A 26,371-nucleotide genomic window follows, 5' to 3' on the forward strand; every position below is an offset into this window, starting at 1 on the left:
CGGCGATGGCCCGCCCCGACCTCCGCGCCCTCACGGATGACGGCCTCGTCCAGCTCGCCAATGCCGGCCTGGTGAAGCGCGCGCAGCGCGAGGTGGCCGCCGGCCAGGGGCCCGCCCTCGCGGAGGCCGAGGACGGCACCGTCGAGGCGCGCTTCGCCGACGGCACGGTCACGCGGCTCGGCCCCGGCCGGCCCCCGGGCGAGGCCAGCTGCACCTGCCCGGCGAGCGGGATGTGCCGCCACCGGGTCGCCCTCGTCGTCGCCTACCGGGCCGCGGCGGTCGCGGATGGACCGGCGCAGCCAGCCGCACCCGCGGCGGTCGCCTGGGATCCCGGCAGCCTCGACGGCGCCGCCTTCGAGGCGGGGCTCGGCGGCGCGGCGGCGGCGGAGCTGCGGCGCCTCCTGGCGGGTGGGATCACGGTCGGGCTGGAGCGCGGCGCCGTCCCGGCCGCGCGGCTCCCGACCGCGACCGTGCGCTTCCTCGTGCCCGACGCGGTCGGCTACGCCCGCTGCGACTGCGCGGCGGGGGGCGGCTGCGCCCACGTCGCCCTGGCGATCCGCGCCTTCCGGGCGGCCGGGGGCGCCGCCGAGATTCGCCTGGGCGGGGCGGCGCCGGCCGGAGCGGAGGCGGGGCCGGCGGAGGAGGGCCTCGCGGAGGCCGCCGACCGGGTGGTCGCCGGCCTGCTGGAGGCCGGGGTGGTATCCGGTCCGGAAGCCCACGACGCCGCCCTCGTCCGGCTGCGGCGGGCGGCCGAGAGGCGGGGCGCCACGCAGATCCTGCTGGCCGAGGCGGACCTGGCCGGGCAACTCGCGGCCTATGCCGGGCGTCACGCCGCCTACGACGCGGCCGTGGTCCTGGCGCTCGCCACGGAACTCCTCGGCCGCGTCCGGGGCGGGGAGGCCGCCCTCGGCGTCGGCCAGCCCTACGAGACCGCCATGGGCAGGACGCGCCTCGTTTCCCTGGGCGCCCGGCTCCTCGCCCGCGGGCGCGGCGCCAGCGCCCGGGTGGCCCTGGCCGACACCGATACCGGCGCGCTCCTGGCCCTGGAGCGCGATTTCGCGCCGGGCGAGGCCGAGGTGGATTTCGTCGGCAGCCTGCCCGGGCGGCTCCTGGGATCGGGCCTGTCCGTCTCGGGCACCGGCCAGGGCCAGATCCTGACCAGCGTCGCCCGGCGCCGGGCGGACGGGCTCCTCGCCCTCGGCCGGGGCGCGCAGGGCCGCACGGCCCTGCTGCCGCGGGACGCCCGCGTGACCGTGCCGGCCCCCCTGGCGGCGCGGGACGTCCCGTCGATCCTGCGCCGTCTGGCCGAGCGGCCGCCGGCCTTCCTGCGGCCGCGCGACCGGCTGGAGGCCTTCCACGTCTTCCCCGTCGACGCGGTCCTGGGACAGGCCTGGGCACCGGGCGCCCAGACGTGGCAGGCCGCCGTCGAACTGCCGGAGGCGGGCGGCACGCTGCATCTCGCCCGCGCCTACGACCCCGCCGCGCCGCACGCCCTGGACGCCCTCGCGGGCGCCTGCTCGGGGCGCTGGGGACCGGTGCGGCAGGTCGCCGGCCCGGTGCGGATCGCCGATGGGTCCCTGGTCTGCGATCCCTGGTCGGTGTCGGTCGACCGGCTCGTCGTGCCCGACCTCGCCGCCCCGGACGGCGCCGGCCACCCGATCCCGCCGGCACCGGACCTGGGGCCGGCCACGCTCCTCGACGAGGCGGCGGCACTCCTGGCGAACGCCCTCCATGCCGGGCGGCGGGCCTTCGCGGCGAACGCCCGCGCCGGCGGGGCCGACCTCGTGGCGCGCCTCGCGGCGGCGGGGCATCCCGCCACCGCCGCGCGGCTCTCGGCCTTCCTCGCCGCCGCCCTGGCCCCCCCGGGCGCGGAGCCCGATCCCTTCGCCCGGGCTGCCCTCTGGGTCGCCGCCATGCGGGATGATCCCGGGCCGGCGGAGGGCTGATCACGGAATCGTGGGGACGCGGTTGCCCCATCCGGCGCCCTGGGGCAGCTTGCCGCGGTTTCGGGCGCCGTGATTCGCCGGCCGTCCCGTCCCGATCGTTGCGTGAGGAGCCCGAATGCGCGGATCCGTCGATCGTCGCCCAGGCCTGGGCCATCCCGTTCGTCCGGCGCGCGGCCCGCACGCCCACGCGGTGGCATGAGGGTCGTCCGCGCGGCGCGCCTCCACCTGCGGGACGCCACCTCCGACAAGGTCTACAACGTCGATCTGATCGAGAACGAGGCCCTCGGGACGCCCGAGCGCTACTTCGTCAACACACGCTACGGCCGGCGCGGCGCGACCCTGCGCGAGGGCTCGAAGACACCCCAGCCCCTCACCGCCGAGGCGGCGGCCCGGGTGTTCGACAGCGTGATCGTCGCGAAGATCAACGGCGGCTACCGGCGGATCGACGGCCCGGAGCCCTCCGCCGCGTCGGAGCCGTCGGCCGACGGGCGCGCGGCCGTGCTGCGGGCGCGGCTCTCCGCCTGCCTGCACCAGCGCTGGCCCGAGCGGGAGCGCGACCGCCTGCTCTGGCGCATCGGCGAGCTGCGGCTGGCCGCGGCCGCCCCGGACCTGATCGCCCTGGCGCGGGCCCTCGGTCCGGCGCAGGCGAGCTACGCTCTGGTCTGGGCGCTCGCCCGGGCGGCCGGCGCGGAGGCGGGCCCGATCCTGGACGCGATCGCCGCCGACGCCCCCGGAAGCGTCGTCCGGGACCTCGCCCGCTTCGCCCTGGCCGCCCCGCTCACCGGGGCGTATCGCCCGCCGGAGGCCGAGCCGGACCTGCCCGGCATGGTCGCCCGGCCGGCCGAGGCGGGCGACGTCGACGGCCTGTGCGGGGCGCTGGACGGCCTCGCCCGGCATGATCCCGGCCGGGTCGGGCCGGCCCTGGTGGCGCTGGGCCGGCTTGCCCAGGGGCGGCCCGCGCTGCACGCGACGCTCTGCGCCGCCCTCCTCCGGCTGCCGGCGCGGCCGCCCTACCTGATCGGCCTGCGGCGCCTGTTCAAGCACGCCGAGATGGCCGACGATGCCGCCCTGTTCGGCGCCGCCGCCCAGCGCTTCGAGACCGCGCAGGCGATGTACCAGGCCGGCCGGAGCCACGCCTACGTCCCCGACCTCCGGCGCTACGTCGCGGTGGACGCGGCGCGCCACGGCCCGGAGGCGCGGCTCGGCCTGTCCACGGCCACCCGCGCCTACATGAAGCGGCGGATCTGGCGCGCCCTGCGCAAGCGCGGCGCCGTCGGGGACCCGGCCTTCACCGCGCTGGCGACGGGCTTCCTGCTGGCCCTCGGGCCGGAGGATCTCGACCCCCCGACCCGCTGGACCGCCTGGGGGCGCAAGCCGGACGGGACCTGGGGGCGGCAGGCGCGGGCACGGGGACCGCTCGGCCGCAACTGGACGGCGAGCCAGCTCCTGTACCGCCACGCCCCGGAGGCCCGGCCGCGGACGGGATCGCTGACCTTCCTGGAGACCGGCGCCGTCGATCCCGACCGGCGCGACGAGGCCTTCCCGGATCTCTGGAGCGCCCGTCCGGACCTGGCGCTCCGCCTCGCCGCGGAGGGGCGGATCGAGCCGGTGGCGCGGCTGGGCCTGCGGGTGCTGCGCGCGGGCCCGGAGGCCTGCGCGGCTCTGGACGCCGCTGCGATCGGGCGCCTTCTGGCGGCCCCGCACGACGCCGTGCGGATCTTCGCCTTCCAGATCGCCCAGGCGCGCCTCGCCGCCGGGATCGCCGATTCCGCCGACCTCGCCGCCCTGGTGGCGGCGCTGCTGGCCGCAGCCCTGCCGGAGGCGCGGGCGCTTGCCCTGCGGCGCCTCGAGGCCGGGGTGCCGGTCGTCTGGTCGGATCCGGACCTCGCCGCCGCGCTGCTCACGAGCCCGGAGCCGGATGTCCAGGCGGCGGTCCCGGGGCTCGCCCGGGCGCTGCCCCCAGGGCTCGCGGCGCCCCTGGTCGCGCGGCTGGTGGCGTGGCTGCGGGCGATGCCGCCGGAGCCCGACGCCGCCGCGACGGCCGCGATCCGGGGCCTGCGCGCCGCCCTGCCCCTCCTGTGGCCGGGCCACGACCTGCCGGTGCAGCCCGAGACTGCCGCCGCCCTGATCGCGCACCCGGCCGCTGCCGTCCGATCGGCCGGACTCGCGCTCCTGGCGCAGTCTCCTGCCGGAGCCGACGGCCTGCCCCCGGAAAGCTGGGACGCGCTGATCGGCACGGGCTCCGAGGACATCCGGATTGCCGCCCTGGTCCTGCTGGCGCGTCTCGACGACGCGCGGCTCGGACCCTACGCCGAGCGGATCGTCGCCTTCGCCAGCGGGCCCGGCAGCGCCGTCCGGCAGGCCGCCCGGCCCCTGGTGGCGCGCCTCGCGGCGGCGGATCCGGGTCTCGCTCCCCGCCTCGCCCGGGAGCTGATCGGCAGCCTGTTCCGCGCGGCCCCCGACGACGCCTACGCCGCCGACGTCGTGGCCCTGCTGCGCGAGGCCCTGCCGGGGGAATGCGCCGCCCTCGACGACGGCACCCTGTGGCGCCTGCTGCAGGCCCGCGCCGACGGCGCCCGCCGCCTCGGCGCCGCCCTCCTGCCCGACCGCCACCCCGCGGCCTTCAGCGTCCGCCAGATCGCCCGGCTCGGCGGCCACCCGTACCGGGCGGTGCGGGACTGGGCGATGGCGGCCTTCGCGGCCGACCCGGCCCGGTTCCAGGCCGCGGCGGCCGAGGCCGTGCTCCTCGTGGAGAGCGACTGGCCCGACACCCTCGCCTTCGCCCGCAGCTTTTTTGAAACGTGGCCGGAGGCTGCCTGGACGCCCGGCGCGCTCGCCGTGGTCACCGACAGCGTCAAGCCGGAGGTTCTGGCCTTCGCCCGCCATCTCCTGCGCAGCCGGCTCCGGCCCGAGGATGCGGAGGGGCAGGTGCTGCGCCTGCTGGAGCACCCCGCTCCGTCCATGCATCTCCTGCTCACCGAACTCCTGACCGAGCAGGCCGTGGCGAGCGAGGCGGCCTTCGCGCGGCTGATCCCCCTCGCCCGCATCGTGATGCTGCAGGTGCTGCGGGGCCGGGTCGCCAAGGATCGGATGGCCGCCTTCCTCCGGGCCGAGGCCCTGCGTAGCCGCGCCCGCGCCGAGGCGCTGCTGCCGCTCTTCGCCGATCTCACCCTGAGCGGCACGGCCCGGGACCGCAGCGCCGCGATCCTGGCGCTGCGCGACATCGCCGAGGCCCATCCCGGCCTCGCCGTGCCCCTCGTCCGGCGGCCGCCGGAGGCGCGGGGGCCCATCTCTCCCTCGGCACCCGTCTCGGAAGGGGCTCGATGAACTTCGTCCATCGCTACCTCGGCGAGAGCCGGGCCGTCTCGGATGCGGACGCGACCCGGCTCGGCTTCGTCCCCGACACGTTGCGCGAGCCGACCTACTTCGCCGGGACGGTGGCGCGGCACCTGCCGTTCCGGGAGGCGATCTCGGCCCTGCACCACGTCGTCGTGTCGGACCTGCGCTTCAAGCCGAAGGACCGCACTGCCTATTTCGCGTGGCTCCAGGCCCACGAGCAGGAACTCCTGGCCGAGGCCCTCGCCGAGAAGGACAGCCTGCGCGCCGAGATCGAGGCGCTGCGCGCCGAACACCGGGACATCGCGGCCCGCTCCGACGCGGTGATGCGGCCGTTCTACGACGCACGGAAGCGGTACTTCGACTACCTCTACCGGGAGAATTTCGACGCCTGGATCGTCCTCGACCCGGTCATCACCGTCCATCCGGACGAGGTCTTCTTCGAAGCGTTCAGCCTCGACGAATCGAGCTACGGGCGCCTGTCCTGCGACCACGACACCTTCGCGCGGATCGGCGACATGGCCTGCGGCACGACCAACATCGACTACAGCCACGCGCTCTACGACGAGTTCCAGAAGATCCGCAGCTACCGCGATACCGAGCTGGCGATCGACCCGACCGGCTTCGCGGTCCAGACCTCCGGCGAGGCCGCCTATCGCGAGGACAAGATCGAGCTGCCGGATTCCTGGATGCGGGGCTTCCTGCAGGTGTCGAGCGCCATGGCGCAGCCCGCCCACGTGGTGGACCTGCACCCGGTCGACATGCACGCGATCCTGACCCGCCTCGCCGCGCGCCGGGAGCGCCACGGCCCGCGCGCCCTGCGGTTCCTGCTCGAGCCCGGCCGGCCGGTCAGCGTGCTGATCGAGCCCTGGAACGAGCGGCTGACCTTCCGGCGCTCGATCTACCGCGGCGGCGAGGCCGCGGAGATCCGCCTGTGGGGCCGGCGGCGCCTCGCCATCCTGGCCCGGACCCTGCCGCTCGCCCGGTCGGTGCGGCTGCACCTCCTCGGCACCGGCCTGCCGAGCTTCGCGGTGGTGGATTTCGGCGGCCTGCGCTTCACCCTCGGCCTGTCGGGCTGGACCGCCAACGACTGGTCCCGGGCCGGGCAGTTCGACCTGCTCGCCCCCCGGGGGGAGGTCGAGGCCGACACCGCCGCCCGCGTCTTCGCGGCGCTCCGGCGCCACCACGCCGCCGGGACCGGGCAACTCGCCGCCGAGACCGGCCTCGACCGGTCGACCGTGGAGGCGGCGCTCGGCGGCTACGTGCAGGCGGGCCGCGCCATGTTCGACCTCAACAAGCGGGTCTACCGCCTGCGGGAGCTGACCCGGGAGCCACTAGCGCCGGGCGCCCTGCGCTTCGCCTCCGAGCAGGAGGCCAAGGCCGACCGGTTCCTGGCGGCCGGGCTCGTCACCCTCGGGCCCGTCGAGCAGGCGGGGGACCGGCGGCGCCTGAGCGGGACCGTGCTGGATGACGGCCGGAGCCTGACGCCCGCGGTGGAGCTCGATTCCGACGACCGCATGGTCGGCGGCACCTGCCAGTGCGGCTTCTACACCCACAGCCGGCTCACCCGCGGCCCCTGCGCGCACATGCTGGCCGTGCGCCGCTTCTTCCACGCCCAGGTCGAGGGCAAGCCGGCGCGGTGGCAGGCGTGAGGCAGACCCGATTGATGCGGCCGCAAGCCTGGCCTATCCTGACCGTGACGAGGGGCGTCGGCCGGGGCGGACCTTGCTTTTCGGGCGGCGATTCGCCGTCCCTGCACCCTGCCCGGCAAAGCGTCACTGGCCCGCTCTTCACTGGGCCGGCACTGACCACCGGTGCGCGTTCGCGGTTTGGGTTCGCTGAACCCAAACGCGCACCGGTGGTCGTGCCGGCGTCGAGTGGACCGGGCCAGTCCCGAGACTTGACGAAGGCATCCTGGCCGACGTCCCCCGTCACGCTTCCCCCCGTCACGCCTCCCGCCGCCCGCGCCGGAGGCCGCCGATGAGCCCGCAGCCCGGCAGCCTGACCCGCCAGCAGCTCTACGACCGGATCCGCGAGAGCTCGAAGGACGAGGTCATCCTCGAGGAGATGATCCGGCTCGGATTCTGGCCGGACGGGGCAGAGCAGCCCAACCCGCCGGAGGACCTGATCCGCCGCCGCGGCGAGATCGCCCGCGCCCTCGCCGATCTGCACCGGCGGGAGGCGGCGTGGCGCGACCCCGAGGCCGCCCTCAAGGAGATGCATCGCCGCCGCAAGACGGCGGCGCTGGAGCGGCGGCGCGAGACGAAGCTGCGCAACGCCCGCGACCGCCACGCCCGGGCGCAGGCGTGGCACGCCCGCCGGGAGGCGGAGATCCTCCATCTCGGCGGTGGCGTCTCGGCCGGCCTCGCGAACGCGGATGCGCCCGCGCGGGGGCCCGCCCCCGGTCTTCCCGCCCTGGCGAGCCCGAAGGCGCTGGCGGAGGCCATGGGGATCGGCCTCGGCGAGCTGCGCTTCCTCGCCTACGACCGGGCGCTCAGTGCGGTGAGCCATTACCGGTGCTTCACCATCCCCAAGAAGGCGGGCGGCCTGCGCCGCATCTCGGCGCCGATGCCGCGGCTGAAGCGGGCGCAGTACTGGATCCTCGACGCGCTCCTCGCCCACGTTCCCGTGCATGGGGCGGCCCACGGCTTCGTGCCCGGCCGCTCGATCGTCACCAACGCCGCCGCCCATGTCGGGCGGGACGTGGTGGTCAATCTCGACCTCAAGGACTTCTTCCCGAGCCTCGACTACCGGCGGATCAAGGGGAAGTTCCGGGGCCTGGGCTACGCCGAGCCGGTGGCCACCGTGCTGGCGCTGCTCTGCACCGAGCCGGACGTGGACGCGGTCGAGATCGACGGCGCGCGCCTCTACGCCGCCCGGGGCCCCCGCCGGCTGCCGCAGGGCGCGCCGACGAGCCCCGCGCTCACCAACCTCGTCTGCACCCGGCTCGACGCCCGGCTCACCGGCCTCGCCGCCAGCCTCGGCTTCACCTACACGCGCTACGCCGACGACCTGACCTTCTCGGCCTCCGGCGCGGCCGCCGGGAAAGTCGGCGCGCTGCTCAAATACGTCCACGCCATCGTCGCCGGGGAGGGCTTCACCGTCCATCCGGACAAGACCCGGGTGATGCGCCGCGGCCGGCACCAGGAGGTGACCGGGCTGACCGTCAACGAGCGCGTCGGCGTGCCCCGGGAGACCCTGCGCCGCTTCCGCGCGCTGCTGCACGGGCTCGATCGGCACGGGCCGGCCGGGCGGCGCTGGGGCGCGGCCGGCGAGGGCGACGTGCTCCGCGCCGCGGTCGGCTTCGCGCAGTTCGTCCGGATGGTCACGCCGGAGACCGGTGCGCCGCTGGTGGCGCAGGCCCGCGCCCTCGCGGACCGCCACGGGCTGCGGCCTGCGGTGCGGCCGCAGCCGGACTTCCGCGCCCGGTCCGCGCGGGGAGCAATGCCCCTGGCCCGCTGGTGGGCGCCGGCCCCCCGTCCCGCGCCCGAGCCGGACCCGATCCTGGCCGAGGCCGAGGCGGCTGCCGCGCGGGCGGTCGCCGAGGCTGCGGCCCGCGCGGCCGCGCCGGTGCCGGGCCGCAGCGGCGTGCCGGCCTCCGGGCGCCCGCGGTTCGGTACACCCGAGCCGGTCGCCCCCGCGCAGGCCGCGCCCGGCACGGTCGCGGAGGCCGACGACGCCCCCATGAAGCCCTGGAAGGTGGTCCTCGGGGTCTTCGTCCTGTTCCAGGCGGGCGCCCTGCTGCATCCGGCGCTCGGGCTGCTCGTCCTCGTGGTCGCCCTGGTGCTCGGCCTCCGACGCCTGCTGCGCCGCTGGCGCCGGCGCCGGTGAGCCCGCCCCGGCGCCGTCTGGCCGGGCGAATCCTGGCCAGCCTCGCTGCGGCCCTCGCCCTCGCGCGCGGACCGGCGGCCCGGGCCGAGGAGGCGCCCGGCGCAATCATCTTCAACAAGGCGGAGGCCGCGGGGATCGGGGAGCCGCTGCGGCAGGACCCGGCGCTGCTGCGCAGCTTCCCGGCCTGCCCGGCCGACACCTTCGCGCGGGAGCGCCCGGTCTGGCGGCGGGCCTTCGCGCCCCGGCGGCCCACCGAGCGCCGCTGCGCGCGCGAACCCGCGGCCTGCTTCGTGCTCTGCACCCGGTGGTCGAACGCGCCGGCCTGCTTCGACCTCGCCCTCGCCTTCGAGCACCATTCCCTCGACGTCCCGGATATCCTCGACAAGGAGCGCCTCTACGCCCTCGCCTGCGCGGGCGGGTTTCCGGCGGGCTGCACCAACCGGGCCGCCGGGATCCGCAACGGCGGTTACGCGGCCGATCCCTTCCGCGATGCGCCGCGCGCGGACACGGACGCCTGCCTCGCCCGGAGCTTCCGCCTCGATTGCGACCGGCGCGGCGCCTGGGGCTGCGCCCTGCTCGGCCAGGCCTACCGCCTGGGCGAGGGCGTCCCCGCCGAGGCGTCCCGCGCCCGGGCGGCGTTCGACATGGCCTGCGCGATCAACCCGGACTTCGCGGCCTGCGCCTTCGCCAAGCGGCAGGTGGCCGAGATGGACGCGCCGCCGGACAGCGCGGACGACGCGCCGTGAGGTCCGGCGAGGCGGGGGAGGATCCCGAGGCCCTGCGGGCCCTCTACGGGCGGAGCGATCCGTGGCCGGCCGGTCCCCCTGCCCCGGGCCTCAGGCGCGCCTGCCTGTGCGTGGAGGTGGACGAGGCGGACGACGTCGCCGCAGCGGAGCGCTGGATGCTGGCCCATGCCGGCCGGCTCACCTGCGTGCGCAGCACCGGCTGCGGCTGCTGCGTGATCGGCTGGGACATCGAGGGGCCGGCGGCGATCATCGACACCCTGCCGGCGGCGCTGGCTGCGGCGTTCGACGGGCCGAGCCAGGCGGCGGCCCCCCGGCGCGCGCCGGTCGCCTGGGGGCGGCGCCTCTGGAACCGCTGCTTCCGCCGCGGCTGAGACGCGATCCCGGACCGGCCACGCCGCCGCGCCGGGCGCCGGCCGGGATGCGCGGCATGCGACCTCCTAGCGCCGTTCCGCGACGACCTCCGGGCGATCCGGCGCCCTCGGATCCGGCCTCCGCCCCGGGATCGGCCTCTCCGCCACCGCGGCTCCGCGTTCGAGGGTGGCGACCGCCAGGGGCGCCCCCCGGCCGCGCAGGGCGTGCAGGCCCAGGGGGCGGGCGCGGACGCCGTCGGGCAGCGGGTCCAGCCGTCCGAGGAGATCCTGCGAGATCAGGATGCCGACGCCGAGCGGGCGGCACAGGGCCTCGATCCGCGCCGTCACGTTCACGGCGTCGCCGAAATACGCGATCTTGTGGCGGTCGACTCCGACCTCGGCCGTGACCACCGGGCCGCCATGCAGCGCCGCCCGCAGCCGCGGGACCGTCCCGAACCGGGCGGTCCAGGCCGCGGCATCCGCCTCGATCCGGTCGAGCACCGCGAACAGGCCGGTGACGCAGCGCGCGTCCTTGAGGCCGCGCCTCATCGGCCAGGTGATCATGGCGAGATCGCCGACATAATCGTCCACGGAGCCGCCGTTGCGCCGCACCGGCTCGGCCAGCGTCGCGAACACGGCCCCGAGATACTCCTGGGCGCGCAGATCGCCGTGGGTCTCGGCGAAGGCGGTGGAGCCGACGACGTCGAGGAACAGGAAGATCCGCTCCTCCTGAACCGGCTTGTGGTAGCGGCCGATCATGAAGTTCACGAACACGGCGCCGCCGATCAGGTCGCGCATCCGCATGGCGAAGACGAGGAGGGCCGACACGGCCAGGGAGTAGGCGAGAAACCGCGGCGTGATACGCACGGCCGTGGACAGGCTGTCGCCGGTGAGGCCGAACCCCCAGACGACCAGGCCGCCGAGGGCGCAGCCGAGGGTGATCAGCACCACGTAGAGCAACTCGGCCGCGAGCATGTAGACCAGCGCCGGCAGGCGGCGGATCCGCGGCTGGAGACCCGACAGGGTCAGGGCGGGGACGAAGGCCAGCACCGTCCCGCCCACTGCCAGGGCGTAGACGAGGCCGGCGAGCATCGAGGCCCCGCCGACGAAGAGCACATTGTAGAGGAGGCCCGCCCCGCCGCAGGCGAGGAGGAGGGTCAGGGCCCAGAGCCAGCGGTAGTGCGGAAGCATGGGCTGTCGGCGGGAGAGAGCGTGGCGGCGGGCGCGGTGCGACCGACGCGATGGCAGGGGAGGAAGGCGAGAGAGCGACGAACGCGGCGAAGACTCGGTCTGATTCGGTGCGTCGCAGACTGCCCGTTCGCGCTTGATCGATCGGGATCAATGCGCACCGTCCACATCACGGTGTCGGGCGGTGTCGCGGCCGTGCCACAGGGCGCGTTCGGCCTCGCCGTCGTGAGCGGCTCCTGGGCGAGGGACCGATCCGGGCTCGGCCCCTGTGGGTCGGCGGAACCGCGTGAATGCGGGATACGGGGGGCCGGCGAGGGTGGTGCGGCTGCCCGCGGCCAGCCTGGTGGGCCCGGCAGGACTCGAACCTGCAACCAGACCGTTATGAGCGGCCGGCTCTAACCATTGAGCTACGGGCCCGGGAGGCGCCGACGGATAGCCGATCCCCGGCCGTCCGTCACCCGGATTTCGCCGCCCCGCGCAGGCGCCGGGTCCGGGGGGCCGGGGCCTGACGGGCTGATTCGTCCCCCGGCAGGGGCGCCCCGTCCTTGATGCGCCACAGGTAGCGCGCCAGGATCGAGCGGTACGGTGCGAAGGCCGACGCCACCGCGCCGGCATCGGCCTGCCCGGTGAGGCGGCGCAGGCACCCCACCGCCGCCACGTCGCCCGCGGGCCAGATGTCGGGGTCGTGGAAATGGAAGATGCCGACCATGTCGGCCGTCCAGGGGCCGACGCCGCGTATGCCGCACAGGATCGCCGCCCGCTCGGGATGCGGCAGGCCGGCGAGGCCGGGGCCGAGCAGGCCCGCCGCCTCGGCCGCCACGATCGCCTGGAGGGCCCGCACCTTGTTGCCCGAGATCCCGCAGGCCCGCAGCAGGTCCGCGTCGCCGGCCTCGAACAGGCCCCGGGGGCTCGAATCCGCCGCCGCGGCGGCCGCCTCGATCCGGGCCCAGATCGCCCCGGCCGCCCGGGTGGAAAGCTGCTGGTTGACCACCTCGACGAACAGGCGGTCGGCGACGCGCGGATGCGCCGGCGGCTCGATCCGGATCGGACCGGCCTGAACGAGGGCGGCCTGCAGCGCCGGATGGGCGCGCGCCGCGTCCAGGAGATGGGCGTAGATCGCGGGATCGAGCATCGCCTCAGCCCATCCGGCCCGCACGGCGCTCCGCCCCTCGGGGAGCCGGCCGGCCTCGCGCGCCGCACCCGTATCCGAGCCGCGGCCCCGTTTCCAGTCCGGCAGACGGGATGCCGCGCAGCGCCATCTTGTCCGGGCCTCTCCGGCCGGTCTGGACGGAACGCGATGGCGGCCCAGGTCTCGACGGCATGGCGATCTTCTTCACCGCGGACACGCATTTCGGCGACCCGCACATCCTCCGCCACCGCGGGGCGCGGTTCGGCAGCCTCGAGGCCCACGACGAGGCCCTGGTCGCCGGGTGGAACGCCGTGGTCGGCCCGGAGGATGCCGTCTGGCATCTCGGCGACTTCGCCGCCCATGCGAGCCCCGCCCATTGCGCGGCGATCTTCGCGCGGCTGAACGGCACGAAGCGCCTGGTCCGGGGCAATCACGATTCGAACCGCGTTCTCGACCTGCCCTGGGCGGAGCCGCCGGTTGAGAGCGCCCGCCTCTCCGTCGCGGACGCGCAGGGGCGGCCGCACCGCCTGTTCCTGTCGCACTATGCGCATCGGGCCTGGCCGGGGCTGTGGCGGGAGACGCGCCACCTCTATGGGCACAGCCACGGCTGCCTCGCCGACACCACGCGCTCCTGCGATGTCGGCGTGGATGCCTGGAACGACCGTCCGGTCACCCTCGACGCCATCCTGATCCGCCAGGAGGCGGCCTCGGGCGTGCCGGAGGAACTCGCGGCCCACGGCCTGCGCTGATGACAGGCCGCCGGCGCGCGCTATCGTCCGCCGGAGACGCGAGATCCCGGCAGGAGGCCGCATCGCCATGACCGACATCCCCGCCCCGCCGTCGGGCTGGACCGCCGCCGCGACGCAGGCCGCGGCCGAACTGGGTCTCGGCACCGATTGGGCCGCCCTCGCCGCGCCGGACTGGACTCGGCTCTGCCGACGGGCCGGCGAGATCCTCGCCGGCCAAGGTCACGCGCCTCCGGCCGGTTGGGAGGGCGCCCTGGCGCGCGCCCTCGGCCGCCCCGATCCGGCGGTGGCCCGGGACGAGCTGGCCCAGGATGAACTGGCCCAGGACGCCGCGAACACCGTGCTCGCCGAGCGGGGCGAGGTGTTCGCGCCGGAGGACGATGCGTGAGGCGGACGACCCGGGCGCGCCTTCGCGCCGGCAGGTGGTTGCCGTCGCGGGGGTGCGGGCCGATGTAAAAGGCATGCCTTATCCCGAACGCCGGCGCGCCGCCCCGAGACCGACCGAACGCTATGGCCCCGGCCCGGCGCCCTCCGCCCTGCGCGTGGTTCCCCTCTCGGGCGGCCCGGTTCTTGACGCGCAGACGCGCCTGCGCCTCGGCCACCAGATGCGGGCGATGTACGATCCGGTGATCGACGAGGCTCTGGATCCCCGACTGGCGGAGCTGCTGCAGCAGCTCGACACGGACCGGGGCGGCGGTTCGAACTGAGGTCTGGGCTGGGCCCCACCTCTGCCCGGCACATCCGCCGGAGATGCGGGAAGAGGCCCCCATCGGTGGATCGGGGGGATGTCACACCGATGGGAGCCGAGCCGAGTCGACGGATCGACCCAACCCGCTTCATATCGCCCAGGCGCCGGCCCGGACGCTTTCACCTAAGTCAAATTTCCTGCCGAATACGGCGGTCTGAGTGTCGAATTGGCTTATTCGACCTGGAGAATCGTCCCGATCAGGCCGAGCTGCCGGTCACCGACAGCATGACCCCGTCGCTGCCGATCTCGGCTCCACTGTATCCGAGCATCCGCGCGAGCTGTTCGCGGGCGCGCCAGACGCGGCTCTTCACGGTCCCGATCCGGCAGTTCATCACGGCGGCGGCCTCGTCATAGCTCAGGTTCTCGATCGCCACGAGAACCAGCGCCTCCCGCATCACCGGGGCGAGGCGGTCGAGGGCGGCGCGCACGTCCTGAAGATCGAGATGGCCCCCCTGCTCGGGAATGCTGGTCAGCCGCTCGGCATAGGTGCCGTCGGTGTCGGCGACCTCGCGGCCCTGCTTGCGGTGCTGGCTGTAGAAGACGTTCCGGAGGATCGTGAACAGCCACGCCTCCAGATTGGTGCCGGGGGTGAAGCCGCCGCGGCCGCGCCAGCCGCGCAGCAGGGTGTCCTGCACGAGATCGTCCGCCGCAGCCGGGTCGCGGGTCAGCGAGACCGCGAATCGGTGCAGCGCCGGCACCACCTCCAGCAGACCCGCCCGGAACAGCTTGTCCCGCTCGCCCTCGGCCTGCGCGAGGGCCGTCTCCAGGCGCGCCAGCAGGTCGGCGAAGGGGTCCGAGGCGGGCTCCGACCCGAGGCCGATCCGGTCGTAGGCGCGGCCGAGCAGGGTGCCGAGATGGGCCCGCACGGCCTCCGGCAGGCCGTGGCGGGTCTCCGCCCCGGCCTCCTCTGCACGATCCGTCACGGGATCGAGGAGCGATGAGCCTTCGGTGTCGGGCATACGGTCCGGTCGTCGGCGAGTGGGCCGGTTGCGCCCATGGGACTGTTTGTGGCGTGCCCGGGCCGCCCATGCCGCAACATGGGTTAGCGCTTTTCCCGAAGGGGGCTCGGCCGCGGGGCCGCGCCGGCGCGCAGCGCCGTCGGGACGGGCCGGCCGATGCCGCCCGAGGTGCCGGTCACGACCGCCGACCCGCCGCTCAGGCGCGCCGATCAGTCCCTGCGTCCCGCGTTGCCGTCGTATTGCAACTGGACGGCGAACCCTTGCCCGCGCCGCGGTGTTTGCCTTCGCAGCTGCAGCCGGTCGGGTGCGCCGTCATGCGCGGCCGACTGGCCTGCGCCGACACGTCCGCCCGAACCCCGCCGAGGTCACCGATGCCAGCCCCCGATCCAGCCCGCACCGCAGGTTCCGCTCCGGAGGGGAGCGCCTCGACGGTCTGGACGCTCGCCCTCGCCACCGCGCTGATCGGCCTCGTCGCCCTTCCGCGCCGGACGGGGCCGCCGGCCCCACGCCCCGCCGACCGCTCCGGAGACCGCTCCGCCGGGCGGGACGGGGCGTGCCGGACATCGCCCTCGCACGCGGGCCAGGAGGCGCAGGCCGTCGCCCGGACCCAGGCCGATCGCGGGCGAGGGGCCTCGACGCCGGCCGAGATCCCCGCCAAGGGTTGGAAGGACATCGCGCTGCGGGCCTATCACGACATCGGCGAGAACCGCCTGTCGCTGATCGCGGCCGGCGTCACCTTCTTCACGCTCCTGGCGATCTTTCCCGCGGTGGCGGCCCTGGTCTCCTGCTACGGCCTCGTGGCGGATGCGGCGACCATCAACGACCAGCTCGCCAGCCTCCAGGGTATCCTGCCCCAGGGCGCCCTGGAGATCGTCGGCGACCAGGTGAAGCGGCTGAACGCGGAGGGCAACAGCACCCTCGGGCTCAGCCTGGTGTTCGGCGTCGTCCTGTCGGTGTGGAGCGCCAATGGCGGGGTGAAGCACGTCTTCGACGCCCTCAACCTCGTCTACAACGAGCGCGAGAAGCGCAACTTCTTCGTGCTCAACTTGGTCTCCCTCGCCTTCACGGCGGGCGCGCTGCTGTTCCTCGTCCTGGCGTTGGCCGCGGTGGTGGCGGTGCCGGTGATTCTCGCGTCTCTCGGGCTCGGCGCGGATGCGTGGTGGCTGTCGCTGCTGCGGTGGCCGGTTCTGCTCCTGGCAGTCCTGCTCGGGCTCGCCCTGCTCTACCGCTACGGGCCGAGCCGGGACGCGCCGCGCTGGCGCTGGGTCACGCCCGGGGGTGCCCTGGCGGCCGTGCTGTGGCTCGGCGCATCGGTGCTGTTCTCTTGGTACGTCGCCCATTTCGGCAGCTACAACAAGACCTACGGCTCCCTCGGTGCGGCGGTCGGGTTCATGACGTGGATCTGGCTCTCGACCATGATCATGCTGGCCGGCGCCCAGGTGAACGCCGAGATGGAGCATCAGACCGCCGAGGACACCACCGTCGGCGCGCCCCAGCCCCTGGGCACGCGCCGGGCACGCATGGCCGATACGGTGGGCGCCGCCGCGGACTAGCGCCGCACCCGGTCCGGCGCGAACGGCCTTTCCGAGCGACCCGCGCGTACGATCTGCGCGAACAACCTGCGCGGGCGCACCGGATCGACGCGTCCCCCATCCTCAAGCCCGGGAACGACGACTTAACACAGGTTGGCGCACGTTTTTCTGCTGCAGGCACAAGCCGATCAAGATGATCCGGATTTCGATGTTCGGATGACGGTTTGGTCCCTGCCGATAGAAATATCCTTGTCCCATTATTTCACCGATACCCCCGGCGGCACCGTCGTGCGGGACGCTTCGGACGCGCGCGACGTCCCCCGGTCCCGTGTACCCGGCCGCGACGCGGCCGAATCTCCGGTCGGGCCCGTCTCCCTCCCGAGGGTCGCCGACACGCCGGTGTCGCGGTGATCTGACCGGAGGGGGACGTGGAGAACCCGTTCGTGCGGAAGATGGAGCGGCACGTCCGGCTCGCACCCGAGGACCGCGCGGTCCTCGACGGGCTGGGGCGCCAGCACGTCCGCCATGTCGCGGCCCGTCAGGATATCGAAGGGCAGCAGAGCGACCCGTCCCACACGCACCTCATCCTCGACGGCTGGGCCTGCCGGTACAAGCAGTTTCCGGACGGGCGGCGGGCGATCGTCGCGCTGCTCCTGCCGGGCGACCTGTGCGATCCGTTCGTCTTCCGCCGGGCGCACATGGACCACGCCATCGGTGCGCTGACCTCCGTCACCGTCGCCCGGATCGCGCCGGACCAGCTCGGCGACGCGATCCGCGGCCGGCCGGCCGTGGAGGAATGCCTGTGGCGGGAGATGCTCGCCACCACGGCCCTCCACCGGGAGTGGATCGCCAGCGTCGGCCGGCGCTCGGCGATCGAGCGGCTGGCGCACCTGTTCTGCGAGCTGCACCTGCGACTGACACGCGTCGGCCTCGCGGACGGGATGACGCTGCCGATGCCGGTGACCCAGCCCGACCTCGCCGATGCCCTCGGCCAGACGAGCGTGCACATCAACCGCACCCTGAAGGAGCTGCGCATCAGCGGCCTCGTCGCCCTGCGCAGCCGGCGCCTGACGATCCGCGACCTCGACGGGCTGATGGAGCGGGGGCTGTTCGATCCGGCCTATCTGCAGCTCTCCTGACCGGCGCGGGCGATACGCCGCGGCCCCGCAGGCCGGCCGAACCTTGCCGCGGAACCGCCGCGGCCGATCTGAGGCGGACCTCCCTCCCGGCACGGGCCCGCGCGACACACGATGCACATCCACCTCGACGCGCTCGGCGGCGTGGCCGGCGACATGTTCGCCGCCGCCCTGCTGGACGCCTTCCCCGAGCATCAGGCCGGCGTCTCCGCCAGCATCCGGGCGGTCGACGGGCGCATCGCCTGCGCGGTCCGGGCGCACAATGACGGGATCCTCAGCGGCGCGCGCTTCGCCGTTTCGGCCCCCGGGGTGGAGCCCGGACCCGCGCCGCACCGACACGACCACCCGGCACGCCACGACCATCCGCATCCCCACGATCACGCCCACGATCACGCCCACGATCACGCCCATGATGACGGCCACGGTCACGGCGATGGCCACGATCAGGGTCACGGTCACGGACACCGGCCCTGGTCGGAGATCCGCGCCGCGCTGGAGGCGGCGGATCTCGCGCCGGCGGTCCGGGCGCAGGCCCTCGCCATCTTCGGCCACCTCGCCGCGGCCGAGGCCCGGGTCCACGGCATCGCGGTCGAGGCGGTGGCGTTCCACGAGGTCGGCGCCTTCGATTCCATCGCCGACATCGTCGCCGCCGCCCACCTGATCGCCGCGCTGGGGGCGCGGAGCTGGAGCGTTTCGGCCCTGCCGCTGGGCTCCGGCCGGGTGCGGACCCAGCATGGTCCCCTCCCCGTCCCGGCCCCCGCCACGACGCTGCTCCTCGAGGGCTTCTCGACCCTCGACGACGGCGTGCCCGGCGAGCGCGTCACCCCCACCGGCGCGGCGATCCTGCGCCATCTCTGCGGCGAAGACCCCGGGCGGGGCCGTCCGCGGGGCATTCTCGGGCGCACCGGCATCGGGTTCGGCACCAAGGTCCTGCCGGGCCTGAGCAACTGCCTGCGCGTCCTGGTGCTGGATGAGGCGGCCGCCCGTCCCGGCCGGCGGGACCTCGCGGTGATCGCCTTCGAGATCGACGACCAGTCCGGCGAGGATCTCGCCATGGGCCTCGACCGGCTGCGGGGTGAGCCCGGAATCCTGGACGTCGTGCAGGCGCCGGTCCTCGGCAAGAAGGGCCGGATGATGGCCCGGATCCAGGTTCTGGTCCGCCCGGAGAGCCTGGAGGCGGCGATCGCGGCCTGCTTCCGGGAGACCACCACGATCGGCCTGCGCTACCATCGGGTCGAGGGGGCGGTGCTCGACCGCGAGGCCCGCACGGTGGATCATGCGGGCCGACCCGTCCGGGTGAAGGTCGTGGACCGCCCCGGCGGGCGCACCGCCAAGGCCGAGGCCGACGATGCCCGCGACCACGCGGGTCACGCCGCACGGGCGCGCTTGCGCCGCGAGGCCGAGCGCCTCGCCCTGACTGTGCCGGAGGAGGAGCGGTGACGCGCCAGAAACTCGAAGCCGTCCTGGCGGGACTCGGCCCCGTCGCCGTGGCGGTGAGCGGCGGGGTCGACAGCCTGACCCTCGCCACCCTCGCCCACCGGCTGGCGCCGGGCACGACCCTGGTGGTGCACGCGGTCTCGCCGGCCGTGCCGGAGGAGGCGACCGCGCGGGTCCGCGCCGAGGGCGCCCGCGAGGGCTGGGCCCTGCGGGTGATCGAGGCCGGCGAGTTCGCCGACCCGGCCTACCGGGCCAACCCGGTCAACCGCTGTTTCTTCTGCAAGACCAACCTGTACGGGGCGGTCCGGGCCGTCACCGACCGGCAGATCCTCTCGGGCGCCAACCGCGACGACCTCGGCGAGTACCGCCCCGGCCTCGACGCCGCCCGGGAGCACGGCGTGCGCCACCCCTACGTGGAGGCGGGGTTCGACAAGGCTTCCGTGCGGGCGCTCGCCCGCGACCTCGGCCTCGGCGCCGTGGCGGAGCTGCCGGCGGCCCCGTGCCTGTCGAGCCGGGTCGAGACCGGCATCCCGATCGAGCCGGAGACGCTGGGCTTCATCCACGCCGTCGAGCGGCTGGTGGGGGGCGCCCTCGCTACGGGGACCGGCGCCAAGCGGGCGGTCCGCTGCCGGGTGCGCGCCGAGGGCGTGGTGGTGGAACTCGATCCCGGGAGCCTGGCGGCCCTCGACGCGGACAGCCGCGCCGAACTCGGGGCCGGGATCCGGGAGATCGCGCCGGCGCGTCTCGCCGGCCCGGTCCGGTTCGCGCCCTACCGGGTCGGCAGCGCCTTCCTGGTGCAGCAGGGGGAGGCCCGTTCGTGAGCGTCGCTGAAGAATTCACCCTCGACTTCGCCCGGTCGGAGCGGATCGGGCTGGAGGAGGCGATCTTCTGCGCCGGCAAGAGCCCTGAGCAGATCGACGCGATCCTGGAGGCCGCTCGCGCCCGGGGCGCCTCGCTCCTCCTCACCCGCCTCGATCCGGAGAAGCGCGACCGGCTCGATGCGGCGGCCCGCCTCGACTATTGCCCGGTCTCCCGGACGGCGGTGTTCGGCGAGGCGCCCCGGATCACGGGCCCGGCCCGGGTCGCCGTGGTGGCGGCCGGCACCTCGGACGTGCCCGTCGCCCGCGAGGCCCTGCGGGTGCTGGCCTATGCCGGCCGGGCTGCCGCGCTCTTCGCCGATGTCGGCGTCGCCGGCCTGTGGCGGCTGACCACGCGGATCGAGGAGATCCGCGCGCATCCGGTGGTGATCGTCGCCGCCGGCATGGATGCGGCGCTGCCCAGCGTCGTCGGCGGCCTCGTGGCCGGCGCGGTGATCGCGGTCCCGACCTCCGTGGGCTACGGCGTCGCCGCGGGCGGCCGCGCCGCCCTCGACGCCGTGCTGGCGAGCTGCGCCCCCGGCATCACGGTGGTCAACATCGACAACGGCTACGGCGCCGCCTGCGCCGCCCTGCGCCTGCTCCACGCGGCAGGACGCCTCGCCGCGGAGACCGAACGATGAGCCGGCGCGAACCGTTATCCCACGCCACACGGCAGGCAGCGCGACGAGCCCCCTCCCCCGCACGGGAGAGGCGACACGCGCCGCCTTTTTCGACGGCAGCAGCCCCGACACGGGGCCTGCCGGCACCGATCCCCACATCCTCGAACGGAGACAGCCGATGGAACGCCGCAGCTTCCTCCAGGGCGCCGTGCTCGGCGCAGGACTTTCGGGCGCAAGCCTCGCGGGCGCCGGCAGCGCAGGTGCGGCCGTGAACGCCCCCGTGCTCCCGGGCAACCGCCCGCAGGACCCGGCGGACCTGCCCTTCGTCATCGATCCCGGCGAGCGCCGGGGCGAGATGCTCTACCGGACCTTCGGGAAGACGTCGGAAAAGATCTCGGCGATCGGCATGGGCGGGTTCCACCTCGGCAAGAAGGCCGTGACCGACGACGAGGCGACGCGGCTGATCCATGCCGGGATCGATCGCGGCATCACCTTCATGGACAATTGCTGGGACTACAACGACGGGCGCTCCGAGCTGCGCATGGGCGCGGCCCTCGCCCAGGGCGGCTATCGCGACAAGGTCTTCCTGATGTCCAAGATGGACGGGCGGACCAAGGAGGAGGCGATCAAGCAGATCGACCAGTCGCTCCTGCGCCTGCGCACCGACCGGATCGACCTCGTCCAGCACCACGAGATCCTGCGCTTCGACGACCCGGACCGGGTCTTCGCCGAGGGCGGGGCGATGGAAGGCTTCCTGGAGGCCAAGAAGGCCGGCAAGCTGCGCTACATCGGCTTCACCGGCCACAAGGACCCGCGCATCCACCTGCAGATGCTGGAGGTCGCCGCCGAGCGCGGCTTCCACTTCGATTCCGTGCAGATGCCCGTCAACGTGATGGACGCGCATTTCCGCTCGTTCAGCCACCTCGTCCTGCCCTATCTCGTGCAGAACGGCATCGCGCCGCTCGCCATGAAGACTTTTGGCGACGGGGTGATCCTGAAGGCGGACGCGCCGATCAAGCCGATCGAGTACCTGCACTTCTCGTTGAACCTGCCGGTCTCGGTGGTGATCACCGGCATCCAGAACCAGCGCGACCTCGACCAGGCCTTCGAGGCGGTGAAGACCTTCAAGCCGATGGACAAGGCGGCGGTGGCCGAGCTGCTGTCGCGGTCGAAGCCCTACGCGCTGGAGGGCAAGTACGAGCTGTTCAAGACGAGCGCGACCTTCGACGGCACGGCCAAGAACGCGGCATGGCTGGGCGAGGATGTGGCAAGCGTGAAGAAGCTCGCGCCGACGATGGAGTAGAGCGGGTCGCAGAAAGGCGCGCCCTCCCTCCCCCGCAGAGGGGGAGGGAGAAGCGGCCGGCGTTACGCCACGTCCTCCAGCCGGATCGGCAGGCTGCGGATGCGGCGGCCGGTGGCGTGGTGGACGGCATTGGCGATGGCGGCGTTCACCCCGATGATGCCGAGTTCGCCCAGACCCTTCAGGCCCAGCGCGTCCACCCGGTCGTCGGGATCGGGTACCAGCAGCGCCTCGACCTCCGGCGCGTCGGCCGCCGTGGGGACGAGGTATTCGGCGAGATCCGGGTTGCGGTAGGCGGCACCGTCGAGCACTGTCTCTTCGAGCAGCGCCGAGCCGAGGCCCCAGATCATCCCGCCCGTGAGCTGGCTCCGCGCGGTCAGCGGGTTGAGGATGCGCCCCGCCGCGAACGCGCCGGTGAGCCGGGCCACCCGGATCTCCCCGGTCTCGGCATGGACGTGGATCTCCGCGAACTGCGCGCCGAAGCCCCAGGAGACGGCTTTCCCGCCCCCGCCGAGGCTGAGCCCGATATGGCCCTGCCGCAGGCCCGCGAGCGCCGTCTCGTGGTCGCCGCCTTCGGGCACGAACGCCGCGACGGTCTCCACGCCCGCCGGTCCGACCGCCTCGGCCAGCGCGATCCCGGCCCCGTCCGGGGCCACGAGCCGCCCGTCCGCGAGGCGCAGCGTCCCCGGATCATGGCCGGCGAGGCGGCCGCCCTGCCCGGTCGCGGCCTGCGCGAGGGTCTCGCGGATCTGCCCGCAGCCCAATGCCAGGGCGTTCATCAGGCTGGTGGTCGTGCTCGATCCGCCCGAGATGCCCGCGGCCGGCAGCTCCGTGTCGCCGAGCCGGACCGTGACCCGCTCAACCGGCACCCCGAGCCCGTCCGCGGCACCCATGGCGAGCAGCGTGGTGATGCCGTTGCCGATCTCGTGATGCGCGCAGGCCACCTCCGCGGACCCGTCCGGGCCCAGCCGGACCCGCATCGTCGCGGCGGCGGTCTTCACCGGCCGCACCGAGGTGGCGCAGCCGAGACCCACCCGCCAGGGACCGTCGCGCATCGAACCCGGACGCGGCACCCGGCGCGACCAGCCGAAGGCCTTGGCGCCCGCATCGAAGCAGGCCATCAGCGGCCGGGTCGAGAACGGTTTTCCCGAGACCGGATCGATCGCCGTGTCGTTGAGCCGGCGCAACTCGATCGGGTCCATGCCGAGCGCGGCCGCCATCTCGTCGACGGCGCTCTCCAGGGCGAACAGGAACGGGACCTCCGGGGGCGCCCGCATCGGCCCCGGCGTGTTGCGGTCGACCCGCACGGCCCGCTCCTCGGTCCGGATGTTCGGGCAGGCGTAGAGGCTCGCGGTCACCTCCGCGCCCTCCATGACGAAGGGATCGAAGCGCGAGGTCACGGTGTCGGCTTCGTGGACCAGGGCGGTGAAGCGGCCCGTCCGGTCGGCGCCGAGCCGGATGCGGTGGCGGGATTCCGGCCGGTAATTGGCGATGGTGAAGCATTGCCGCCGGCTCGGGACCAGGGAAACCGGCCGGCCGAGGCGCTTGGCCGCCAGGGCGACGAGCGCCGTGTGCTGCGACAGCGCGAATTTCGAGCCGAAATGGCCGCCGATCAGGCCCGCCACCACCCGCACCTGCGCGGGATCGAGGCCGAGCTGCGTGGCGAGTCCGTGCTGGACTGCGCCGACGTAGCGGGTCGGCTCGTGCACCGTGAGCCTGTCGCCGTCCCAGGCGGCCCGGGTGGTGAACAGCTCGATCGGGTTGTGGTGCTGGACCGGGGTCTCGTAGCGCGCCTCGATCCGGACGGCCGCCGTATGCAGGGCGGCTTCGGCATCACCGCGGGCGATGTCCTCGTGATGGGGCTTCAGGTCAGCCAGCCGCACGGTCTCGGCGCCGGGCGCATCGAAGCCGCCGGCGGCGGGCTCGGCCGCGTAGGCGACCCGGACCGCGCCCGCCGCCGCCGCGGCCGCTTCCTGCGTCTCCGCCACGACCAGCGCCACGATCTGGCCGGCATAGGCGATCGCCTCGGAGTCGAGGGGGCGGTGCGAGCTGTTGGCGAAGCCGCCGGCCATCAGGTGCTTCACCGGCGCCACCGCGCCCGCGAAATCCCGGTGGGTGAAGATCCCCAGGAGACCCGGCACCCGCCCGGCGGCTTCGAGGTCGAAGCCGGTGATGCGGCCCCGGGCGATGCTGCTGGTCACCAGGGCGGCGTGGGCCGTGGCGGTCTCCGGGCCAATGCGGTCGGAGCTGTAGAGGGCCCGGCCCGTGACCTTGTCGGGGCCCTCGACCCGGGTATGGGCCCGTCCGAGATGACCCTCGTCCAGCGCGCGTGCGTCCATCCTGCCCTTCCCGTCCGCGGCCGCTCCGGCCGCCGCTTACGAAGGGAATGGACGAGACGGTGGTTCGGGTCCGCTCGCCGCGGGGCGACAGGTTGCAGCGGCCGCTCCGGCCGAGCCGTCCTCGCGCATGAAGCGCTTCGGGGCAGCGCGGCCTGGATCGGCCGGGCGTCCCCCGGATTGCGCGCGCCCCGCGCGAGGACGGGGCCGGCTGCGGCGGCCTGCGCCGCAGCCCGGCGCCTCAGTTCAGGACCTTGCCGTCCGGCCCGACCTTGATCTCCTGCTCCTTGTCGGCGCCGGCGACCTTGATCTCGTACTGAACCGCGGAACCGTCCTTCTCGACCTCGGCCTCGTAGGCCTTGCCGCCGCCGGCCTTCTGCTCGGCGATGGCCAGCGCGTCCTTCAGCGAGGTCTTGGCGTTCTGGAAGTCGGAGGCCTTCAGCCGGGTGAAGTAGCGCTCGATCGGCTGGTTCTCGGTCTTGTAGAGGGCACCGGTATCGGCGTTGATGCCGTATTCGACCAGCTTGCCGCTCGGGTAGACGACCTTGATCGCGTAGTGGGCCGGATCCTTGCTGTCGGCCTTCTCGAAGTCGGCGTCGATGGCGCGGCCGCCCTTCTCGTCGCCCTGCGACTCGGCGGTGGCGAGCGCCTGGGCGAGGCCGACCTTGGCGACCTTGGCAACCTGCCACTCCTTCAGGTTGCTGTCGGCCTTGGTGGCGGGTTCGGCGGGGGTCGCGGTGGGGGTCTGGGCCACGGCGAAGCTGGCGGAGAGAGCGAGCAGGCCAGCGGCAGCGGTGAGGCGGGTGATCATGGCGGGTAGTCCCTTTGCGGGCTCGTTCACGGGAGCGTGAAACGTCGGGTCCGGAAATCCGGTTGCCCGCGCCCGGAAAAAATTCTGCCGCCGTCGCCCCGGAGCGCGGCCGGGCGCCCCGCGAGACGGGCGGCCGGGGCCCCTGTATGAGACGCTGACGATCCGGCGTGCCCCTCGGCGACGGCGGAGCCCTCACGGATGGAGCAGGCCATGACCGCGCACGAGCCCGAGCCGCTGGACGATTTCACGCGCCTGCACGCCAAGCTGTCCGCCCTGGAGATCGTGCTCGGCGTCCTGATCGGGCGGCTCTCCGAGGAGAACCCGGAGATCCGCGAGGACGTGAAGCGCGACGTGGCGGCGATCCTGTCGGATATGCCGATCGACGGTCCGAGCGAGGAGATGATCGCCGCCGAGGTCCGCCGGGCCGCCGCGGTTCTGACCAGCGTGTCGATCGGCTGAGCCGTCAGCGCGGCGGCATCCGCAGCGCCCCGTCGAGCCGGATCGTCTCGCCGTTCAGCATCGGGTTCTCGCAGATGTGGCGGACGAGGTCCGCGTATTCCGACGGGCGGCCGAGGCGCGGCGGGAAGGGCACGCTCTGGCCGAGGGTGTCCTGCACGTCCTGGGGCAGCCCCGCCATCATCGGGGTCTCGAAGATGCCCGGCGCGATGGTCACCACCCGGATGCCGTGCCGGGCGAGTTCCCGGGCGAGGGGCAGCGTCATGGCGACCACGCCGCCCTTCGAGGCCGCGTAGGCGGCCTGCCCGATCTGGCCGTCGAAGGCCGCGATCGAGGCGGTGTTGACGATCACGCCCCGGGCGCCCGCCGCGTCCGGCGCCTCCCGGGCGATGGCGTCGGCCGCCAGCCGGATCATGTTGAAGGTGCCGACGAGGTTGACCGAGACCGCCCGCGCGAAGGTCTCGAGCCGGTGCGGCCCGTCGCGGCCGACCACCTTCTCCCCCGGCGCGATGCCGGCGCAGTTCACGAGCCCGTGGAGGTGCCCGAAGGCGTCCAGCGCCGTCCGGACCGCCGCCGCGCCATCGGCCTCGCGGGTGACGTCCGTCTCGACGAAGCGCGCCTGCGTCCCGAGATCCGCCGCCACCCGGGCGCCGGCCTCCCGGGCGATGTCGGCCACGACCACCCGGGCCCCCGCCGCCGCGAGGCCCCGCGCCGTCGCCTCCCCGAGGCCGGAGCCCGCGCCCGTGACGATGAAGACCCGATCCCTGATCATCTCGCTGGCCATCCTGGCCCCCCGACGGTTCCGGGCGACCGACGGCGCCCCGCGGCCACCGACCTAGCGCGGCGCCGCAGCGGCCGGAAGTCGTCCCCGTTCAGATCCGGGACCGATCCGTTCCGCTGGGCGATT

22 protein-coding genes and 1 tRNA gene are annotated in these 26,371 nt (G+C 74.6%); 16 read left to right on the forward strand and 7 right to left on the reverse strand.

The features are described 5' to 3' along the window. The first annotated feature begins 5 nt into the window (after positions 1-5). The 6 genes from A3862_RS24375 to A3862_RS24400 all read left to right on the forward strand — a co-directional run bounded on the left by A3862_RS24375 (position 6) and on the right by A3862_RS24400 (position 10,230). Positions 6-1,946 (forward strand): SWIM zinc finger family protein, encoded by a 1,941-nt coding sequence (locus A3862_RS24375; protein ID WP_111474049.1) that lies wholly within the window; start codon positions 6-8, stop codon positions 1,944-1,946. A gap of 195 nt (positions 1,947-2,141) precedes the next feature. Further along, positions 2,142-5,273: a hypothetical protein gene (locus A3862_RS24380; RefSeq protein WP_111474050.1), complete on the forward strand. Its 3,132-nt coding sequence runs from the start codon at positions 2,142-2,144 to the stop codon at positions 5,271-5,273. Next, positions 5,270-6,934: an SWIM zinc finger family protein gene (locus A3862_RS24385; RefSeq protein WP_111474051.1), complete on the forward strand. Its 1,665-nt coding sequence runs from the start codon at positions 5,270-5,272 to the stop codon at positions 6,932-6,934. The genes A3862_RS24380 and A3862_RS24385 overlap by 4 nt, the downstream gene beginning before the upstream one ends. Positions 6,935-7,262: 328 nt before the next feature. Then, positions 7,263-9,113: a reverse transcriptase family protein gene (locus A3862_RS24390; protein ID WP_043756536.1), complete on the forward strand. Its 1,851-nt coding sequence runs from the start codon at positions 7,263-7,265 to the stop codon at positions 9,111-9,113. Continuing rightward, positions 9,110-9,859 (forward strand): sel1 repeat family protein, encoded by a 750-nt coding sequence (locus A3862_RS24395; protein WP_043756535.1) that lies wholly within the window; start codon positions 9,110-9,112, stop codon positions 9,857-9,859. The genes A3862_RS24390 and A3862_RS24395 overlap by 4 nt, the downstream gene beginning before the upstream one ends. Continuing rightward, positions 9,856-10,230: a hypothetical protein gene (locus tag A3862_RS24400; protein WP_111474052.1), complete on the forward strand. Its 375-nt coding sequence runs from the start codon at positions 9,856-9,858 to the stop codon at positions 10,228-10,230. The genes A3862_RS24395 and A3862_RS24400 overlap by 4 nt, the downstream gene beginning before the upstream one ends. Positions 10,231-10,296: 66 nt before the next feature. Here A3862_RS24400 and A3862_RS24405 read toward each other — a convergent pair whose 3' ends face one another. From A3862_RS24405 to A3862_RS24415, 3 genes are all read right to left on the reverse strand, one after another. Further along, entirely contained in the window at positions 10,297-11,400 is a 1,104-nt protein-coding gene (locus tag A3862_RS24405; RefSeq protein ID WP_043355495.1) for an adenylate/guanylate cyclase domain-containing protein, read from the reverse strand. 338 nt (positions 11,401-11,738) lie between these two features. Beyond that, positions 11,739-11,814 (reverse strand) — tRNA-Ile (locus tag A3862_RS24410). 37 nt (positions 11,815-11,851) lie between these two features. Then, on the reverse strand, positions 11,852-12,529 hold the full coding sequence (locus tag A3862_RS24415; RefSeq protein ID WP_111474053.1) for a DNA-3-methyladenine glycosylase family protein: 678 nt from the start codon (positions 12,527-12,529) through the stop codon (positions 11,852-11,854). 188 nt (positions 12,530-12,717) lie between these two features. Between A3862_RS24415 and A3862_RS24420 the strand changes: the two genes are divergently transcribed. The 3 genes from A3862_RS24420 to A3862_RS24430 all read left to right on the forward strand — a co-directional run bounded on the left by A3862_RS24420 (position 12,718) and on the right by A3862_RS24430 (position 13,979). Continuing rightward, positions 12,718-13,275 (forward strand): metallophosphoesterase, encoded by a 558-nt coding sequence (locus A3862_RS24420; protein ID WP_043756533.1) that lies wholly within the window; start codon positions 12,718-12,720, stop codon positions 13,273-13,275. A 67-nt stretch (positions 13,276-13,342) separates the two neighbouring features. After that, on the forward strand, positions 13,343-13,660 hold the full coding sequence (locus A3862_RS24425; RefSeq protein ID WP_043756532.1) for a hypothetical protein: 318 nt from the start codon (positions 13,343-13,345) through the stop codon (positions 13,658-13,660). Between the two features lie 73 nt (positions 13,661-13,733). Further along, the gene (locus tag A3862_RS24430; RefSeq protein ID WP_043756531.1) at positions 13,734-13,979 is read left to right on the forward strand and encodes a hypothetical protein; all 246 of its coding nucleotides are present in this window, start codon (positions 13,734-13,736) and stop codon (positions 13,977-13,979) included. 238 nt (positions 13,980-14,217) lie between these two features. Here the strand turns inward: A3862_RS24430 and A3862_RS24435 are convergent, their stop codons facing one another. Beyond that, the gene (locus tag A3862_RS24435; protein ID WP_043382349.1) at positions 14,218-14,979 is read right to left on the reverse strand and encodes a sigma-70 family RNA polymerase sigma factor; all 762 of its coding nucleotides are present in this window, start codon (positions 14,977-14,979) and stop codon (positions 14,218-14,220) included. Positions 14,980-15,350: 371 nt separating this feature from the next. On the opposite strand from A3862_RS24435, the gene A3862_RS24440 reads away from it, so the two are divergent. The 6 genes from A3862_RS24440 (at position 15,351) to A3862_RS24465 (ending at position 21,864) form a co-directional block, all read left to right on the forward strand. Continuing rightward, positions 15,351-16,532, forward strand: coding sequence for a YihY/virulence factor BrkB family protein (locus A3862_RS24440; RefSeq protein ID WP_111474054.1), 1,182 nt, complete (start codon positions 15,351-15,353; stop codon positions 16,530-16,532). Positions 16,533-16,939: 407 nt separating this feature from the next. Further along, on the forward strand, positions 16,940-17,650 hold the full coding sequence (locus A3862_RS24445) for a Crp/Fnr family transcriptional regulator (RefSeq protein WP_043355518.1): 711 nt from the start codon (positions 16,940-16,942) through the stop codon (positions 17,648-17,650). Positions 17,651-17,761: 111 nt separating this feature from the next. After that, on the forward strand, positions 17,762-19,087 hold the full coding sequence (locus A3862_RS24450; protein WP_111474055.1) for a LarC family nickel insertion protein: 1,326 nt from the start codon (positions 17,762-17,764) through the stop codon (positions 19,085-19,087). Next, the gene (locus A3862_RS24455) at positions 19,084-19,905 is read left to right on the forward strand and encodes a potassium ABC transporter ATPase (RefSeq protein ID WP_043756528.1); all 822 of its coding nucleotides are present in this window, start codon (positions 19,084-19,086) and stop codon (positions 19,903-19,905) included. The genes A3862_RS24450 and A3862_RS24455 overlap by 4 nt, the downstream gene beginning before the upstream one ends. After that, complete coding sequence (gene larB / locus A3862_RS24460; RefSeq protein ID WP_043756527.1) at positions 19,902-20,582, forward strand: nickel pincer cofactor biosynthesis protein LarB; 681 nt, start codon at positions 19,902-19,904, stop codon at positions 20,580-20,582. Before A3862_RS24455 ends, larB begins: the two co-directional genes overlap by 4 nt. A 157-nt stretch (positions 20,583-20,739) precedes the next feature. Next, a complete protein-coding gene (locus A3862_RS24465) occupies positions 20,740-21,864 on the forward strand; it encodes an aldo/keto reductase (RefSeq protein ID WP_111474056.1) in 1,125 nt (374 codons plus the stop codon). A gap of 62 nt (positions 21,865-21,926) precedes the next feature. Here the strand turns inward: A3862_RS24465 and A3862_RS24470 are convergent, their stop codons facing one another. Together A3862_RS24470 and A3862_RS24475 are read right to left on the reverse strand one after the other, a co-directional pair. Beyond that, positions 21,927-24,200, reverse strand: a complete 2,274-nt coding sequence (locus A3862_RS24470; protein ID WP_043756525.1) for a xanthine dehydrogenase family protein molybdopterin-binding subunit — start codon at positions 24,198-24,200, stop codon at positions 21,927-21,929. A 238-nt stretch (positions 24,201-24,438) separates the two neighbouring features. Continuing rightward, on the reverse strand, positions 24,439-25,008 hold the full coding sequence (locus A3862_RS24475; RefSeq protein WP_043382364.1) for a PepSY domain-containing protein: 570 nt from the start codon (positions 25,006-25,008) through the stop codon (positions 24,439-24,441). 210 nt (positions 25,009-25,218) lie between these two features. On the opposite strand from A3862_RS24475, the gene A3862_RS24480 reads away from it, so the two are divergent. Continuing rightward, positions 25,219-25,467, forward strand: a complete 249-nt coding sequence (locus tag A3862_RS24480) for a hypothetical protein (RefSeq protein WP_043355542.1) — start codon at positions 25,219-25,221, stop codon at positions 25,465-25,467. Positions 25,468-25,471: 4 nt separating this feature from the next. Here the strand turns inward: A3862_RS24480 and A3862_RS24485 are convergent, their stop codons facing one another. Next, positions 25,472-26,236 carry a 3-hydroxyacyl-CoA dehydrogenase gene (locus A3862_RS24485; RefSeq protein WP_236952901.1) on the reverse strand — a complete coding sequence of 255 codons (765 nt, stop codon included), beginning with the start codon at positions 26,234-26,236 and terminating at the stop codon, positions 25,472-25,474. Positions 26,237-26,371: the final 135 nt, after the last annotated feature.

This window comes from Methylobacterium sp. XJLW (assembly GCF_003254375.1).
In the GTDB taxonomy this organism is placed as follows: Bacteria; Pseudomonadota; Alphaproteobacteria; order Rhizobiales; family Beijerinckiaceae; genus Methylobacterium; species Methylobacterium fujisawaense.

Excerpts from the sequence above, each read along its gene's own strand:
- A3862_RS24450 (WP_111474055.1), top strand. The coding sequence starts at position 17,762 with ATGCACATCCACCTCGACGCGCTCGGCGGCGTGGCCGGCGACATGTTC.
- A3862_RS24415 (WP_111474053.1), bottom strand. The coding sequence starts at position 12,529 with ATGCTCGATCCCGCGATCTACGCCCATCTCCTGGACGCGGCGCGCGCC.
- A3862_RS24475 (WP_043382364.1), bottom strand. The coding sequence starts at position 25,008 with ATGATCACCCGCCTCACCGCTGCCGCTGGCCTGCTCGCTCTCTCCGCC.
- A3862_RS24420 (WP_043756533.1), top strand. The coding sequence starts at position 12,718 with ATGGCGATCTTCTTCACCGCGGACACGCATTTCGGCGACCCGCACATC.
- A3862_RS24380 (WP_111474050.1), top strand. The coding sequence starts at position 2,142 with ATGAGGGTCGTCCGCGCGGCGCGCCTCCACCTGCGGGACGCCACCTCC.
- A3862_RS24470 (WP_043756525.1), bottom strand. The coding sequence starts at position 24,200 with ATGGACGCACGCGCGCTGGACGAGGGTCATCTCGGACGGGCCCATACC.
- A3862_RS24430 (WP_043756531.1), top strand. The coding sequence starts at position 13,734 with ATGCCTTATCCCGAACGCCGGCGCGCCGCCCCGAGACCGACCGAACGC.
- A3862_RS24390 (WP_043756536.1), top strand. The coding sequence starts at position 7,263 with ATGAGCCCGCAGCCCGGCAGCCTGACCCGCCAGCAGCTCTACGACCGG.
- A3862_RS24485 (WP_236952901.1), bottom strand. The coding sequence starts at position 26,236 with ATGATCAGGGATCGGGTCTTCATCGTCACGGGCGCGGGCTCCGGCCTC.
- A3862_RS24375 (WP_111474049.1), top strand. The coding sequence starts at position 6 with ATGGCCCGCCCCGACCTCCGCGCCCTCACGGATGACGGCCTCGTCCAG.
- A3862_RS24465 (WP_111474056.1), top strand. The coding sequence starts at position 20,740 with ATGGAACGCCGCAGCTTCCTCCAGGGCGCCGTGCTCGGCGCAGGACTT.
- A3862_RS24385 (WP_111474051.1), top strand. The coding sequence starts at position 5,270 with ATGAACTTCGTCCATCGCTACCTCGGCGAGAGCCGGGCCGTCTCGGAT.
- A3862_RS24425 (WP_043756532.1), top strand. The coding sequence starts at position 13,343 with ATGACCGACATCCCCGCCCCGCCGTCGGGCTGGACCGCCGCCGCGACG.
- A3862_RS24435 (WP_043382349.1), bottom strand. The coding sequence starts at position 14,979 with ATGCCCGACACCGAAGGCTCATCGCTCCTCGATCCCGTGACGGATCGT.
- A3862_RS24405 (WP_043355495.1), bottom strand. The coding sequence starts at position 11,400 with ATGCTTCCGCACTACCGCTGGCTCTGGGCCCTGACCCTCCTCCTCGCC.
- A3862_RS24440 (WP_111474054.1), top strand. The coding sequence starts at position 15,351 with ATGCCAGCCCCCGATCCAGCCCGCACCGCAGGTTCCGCTCCGGAGGGG.
- A3862_RS24480 (WP_043355542.1), top strand. The coding sequence starts at position 25,219 with ATGACCGCGCACGAGCCCGAGCCGCTGGACGATTTCACGCGCCTGCAC.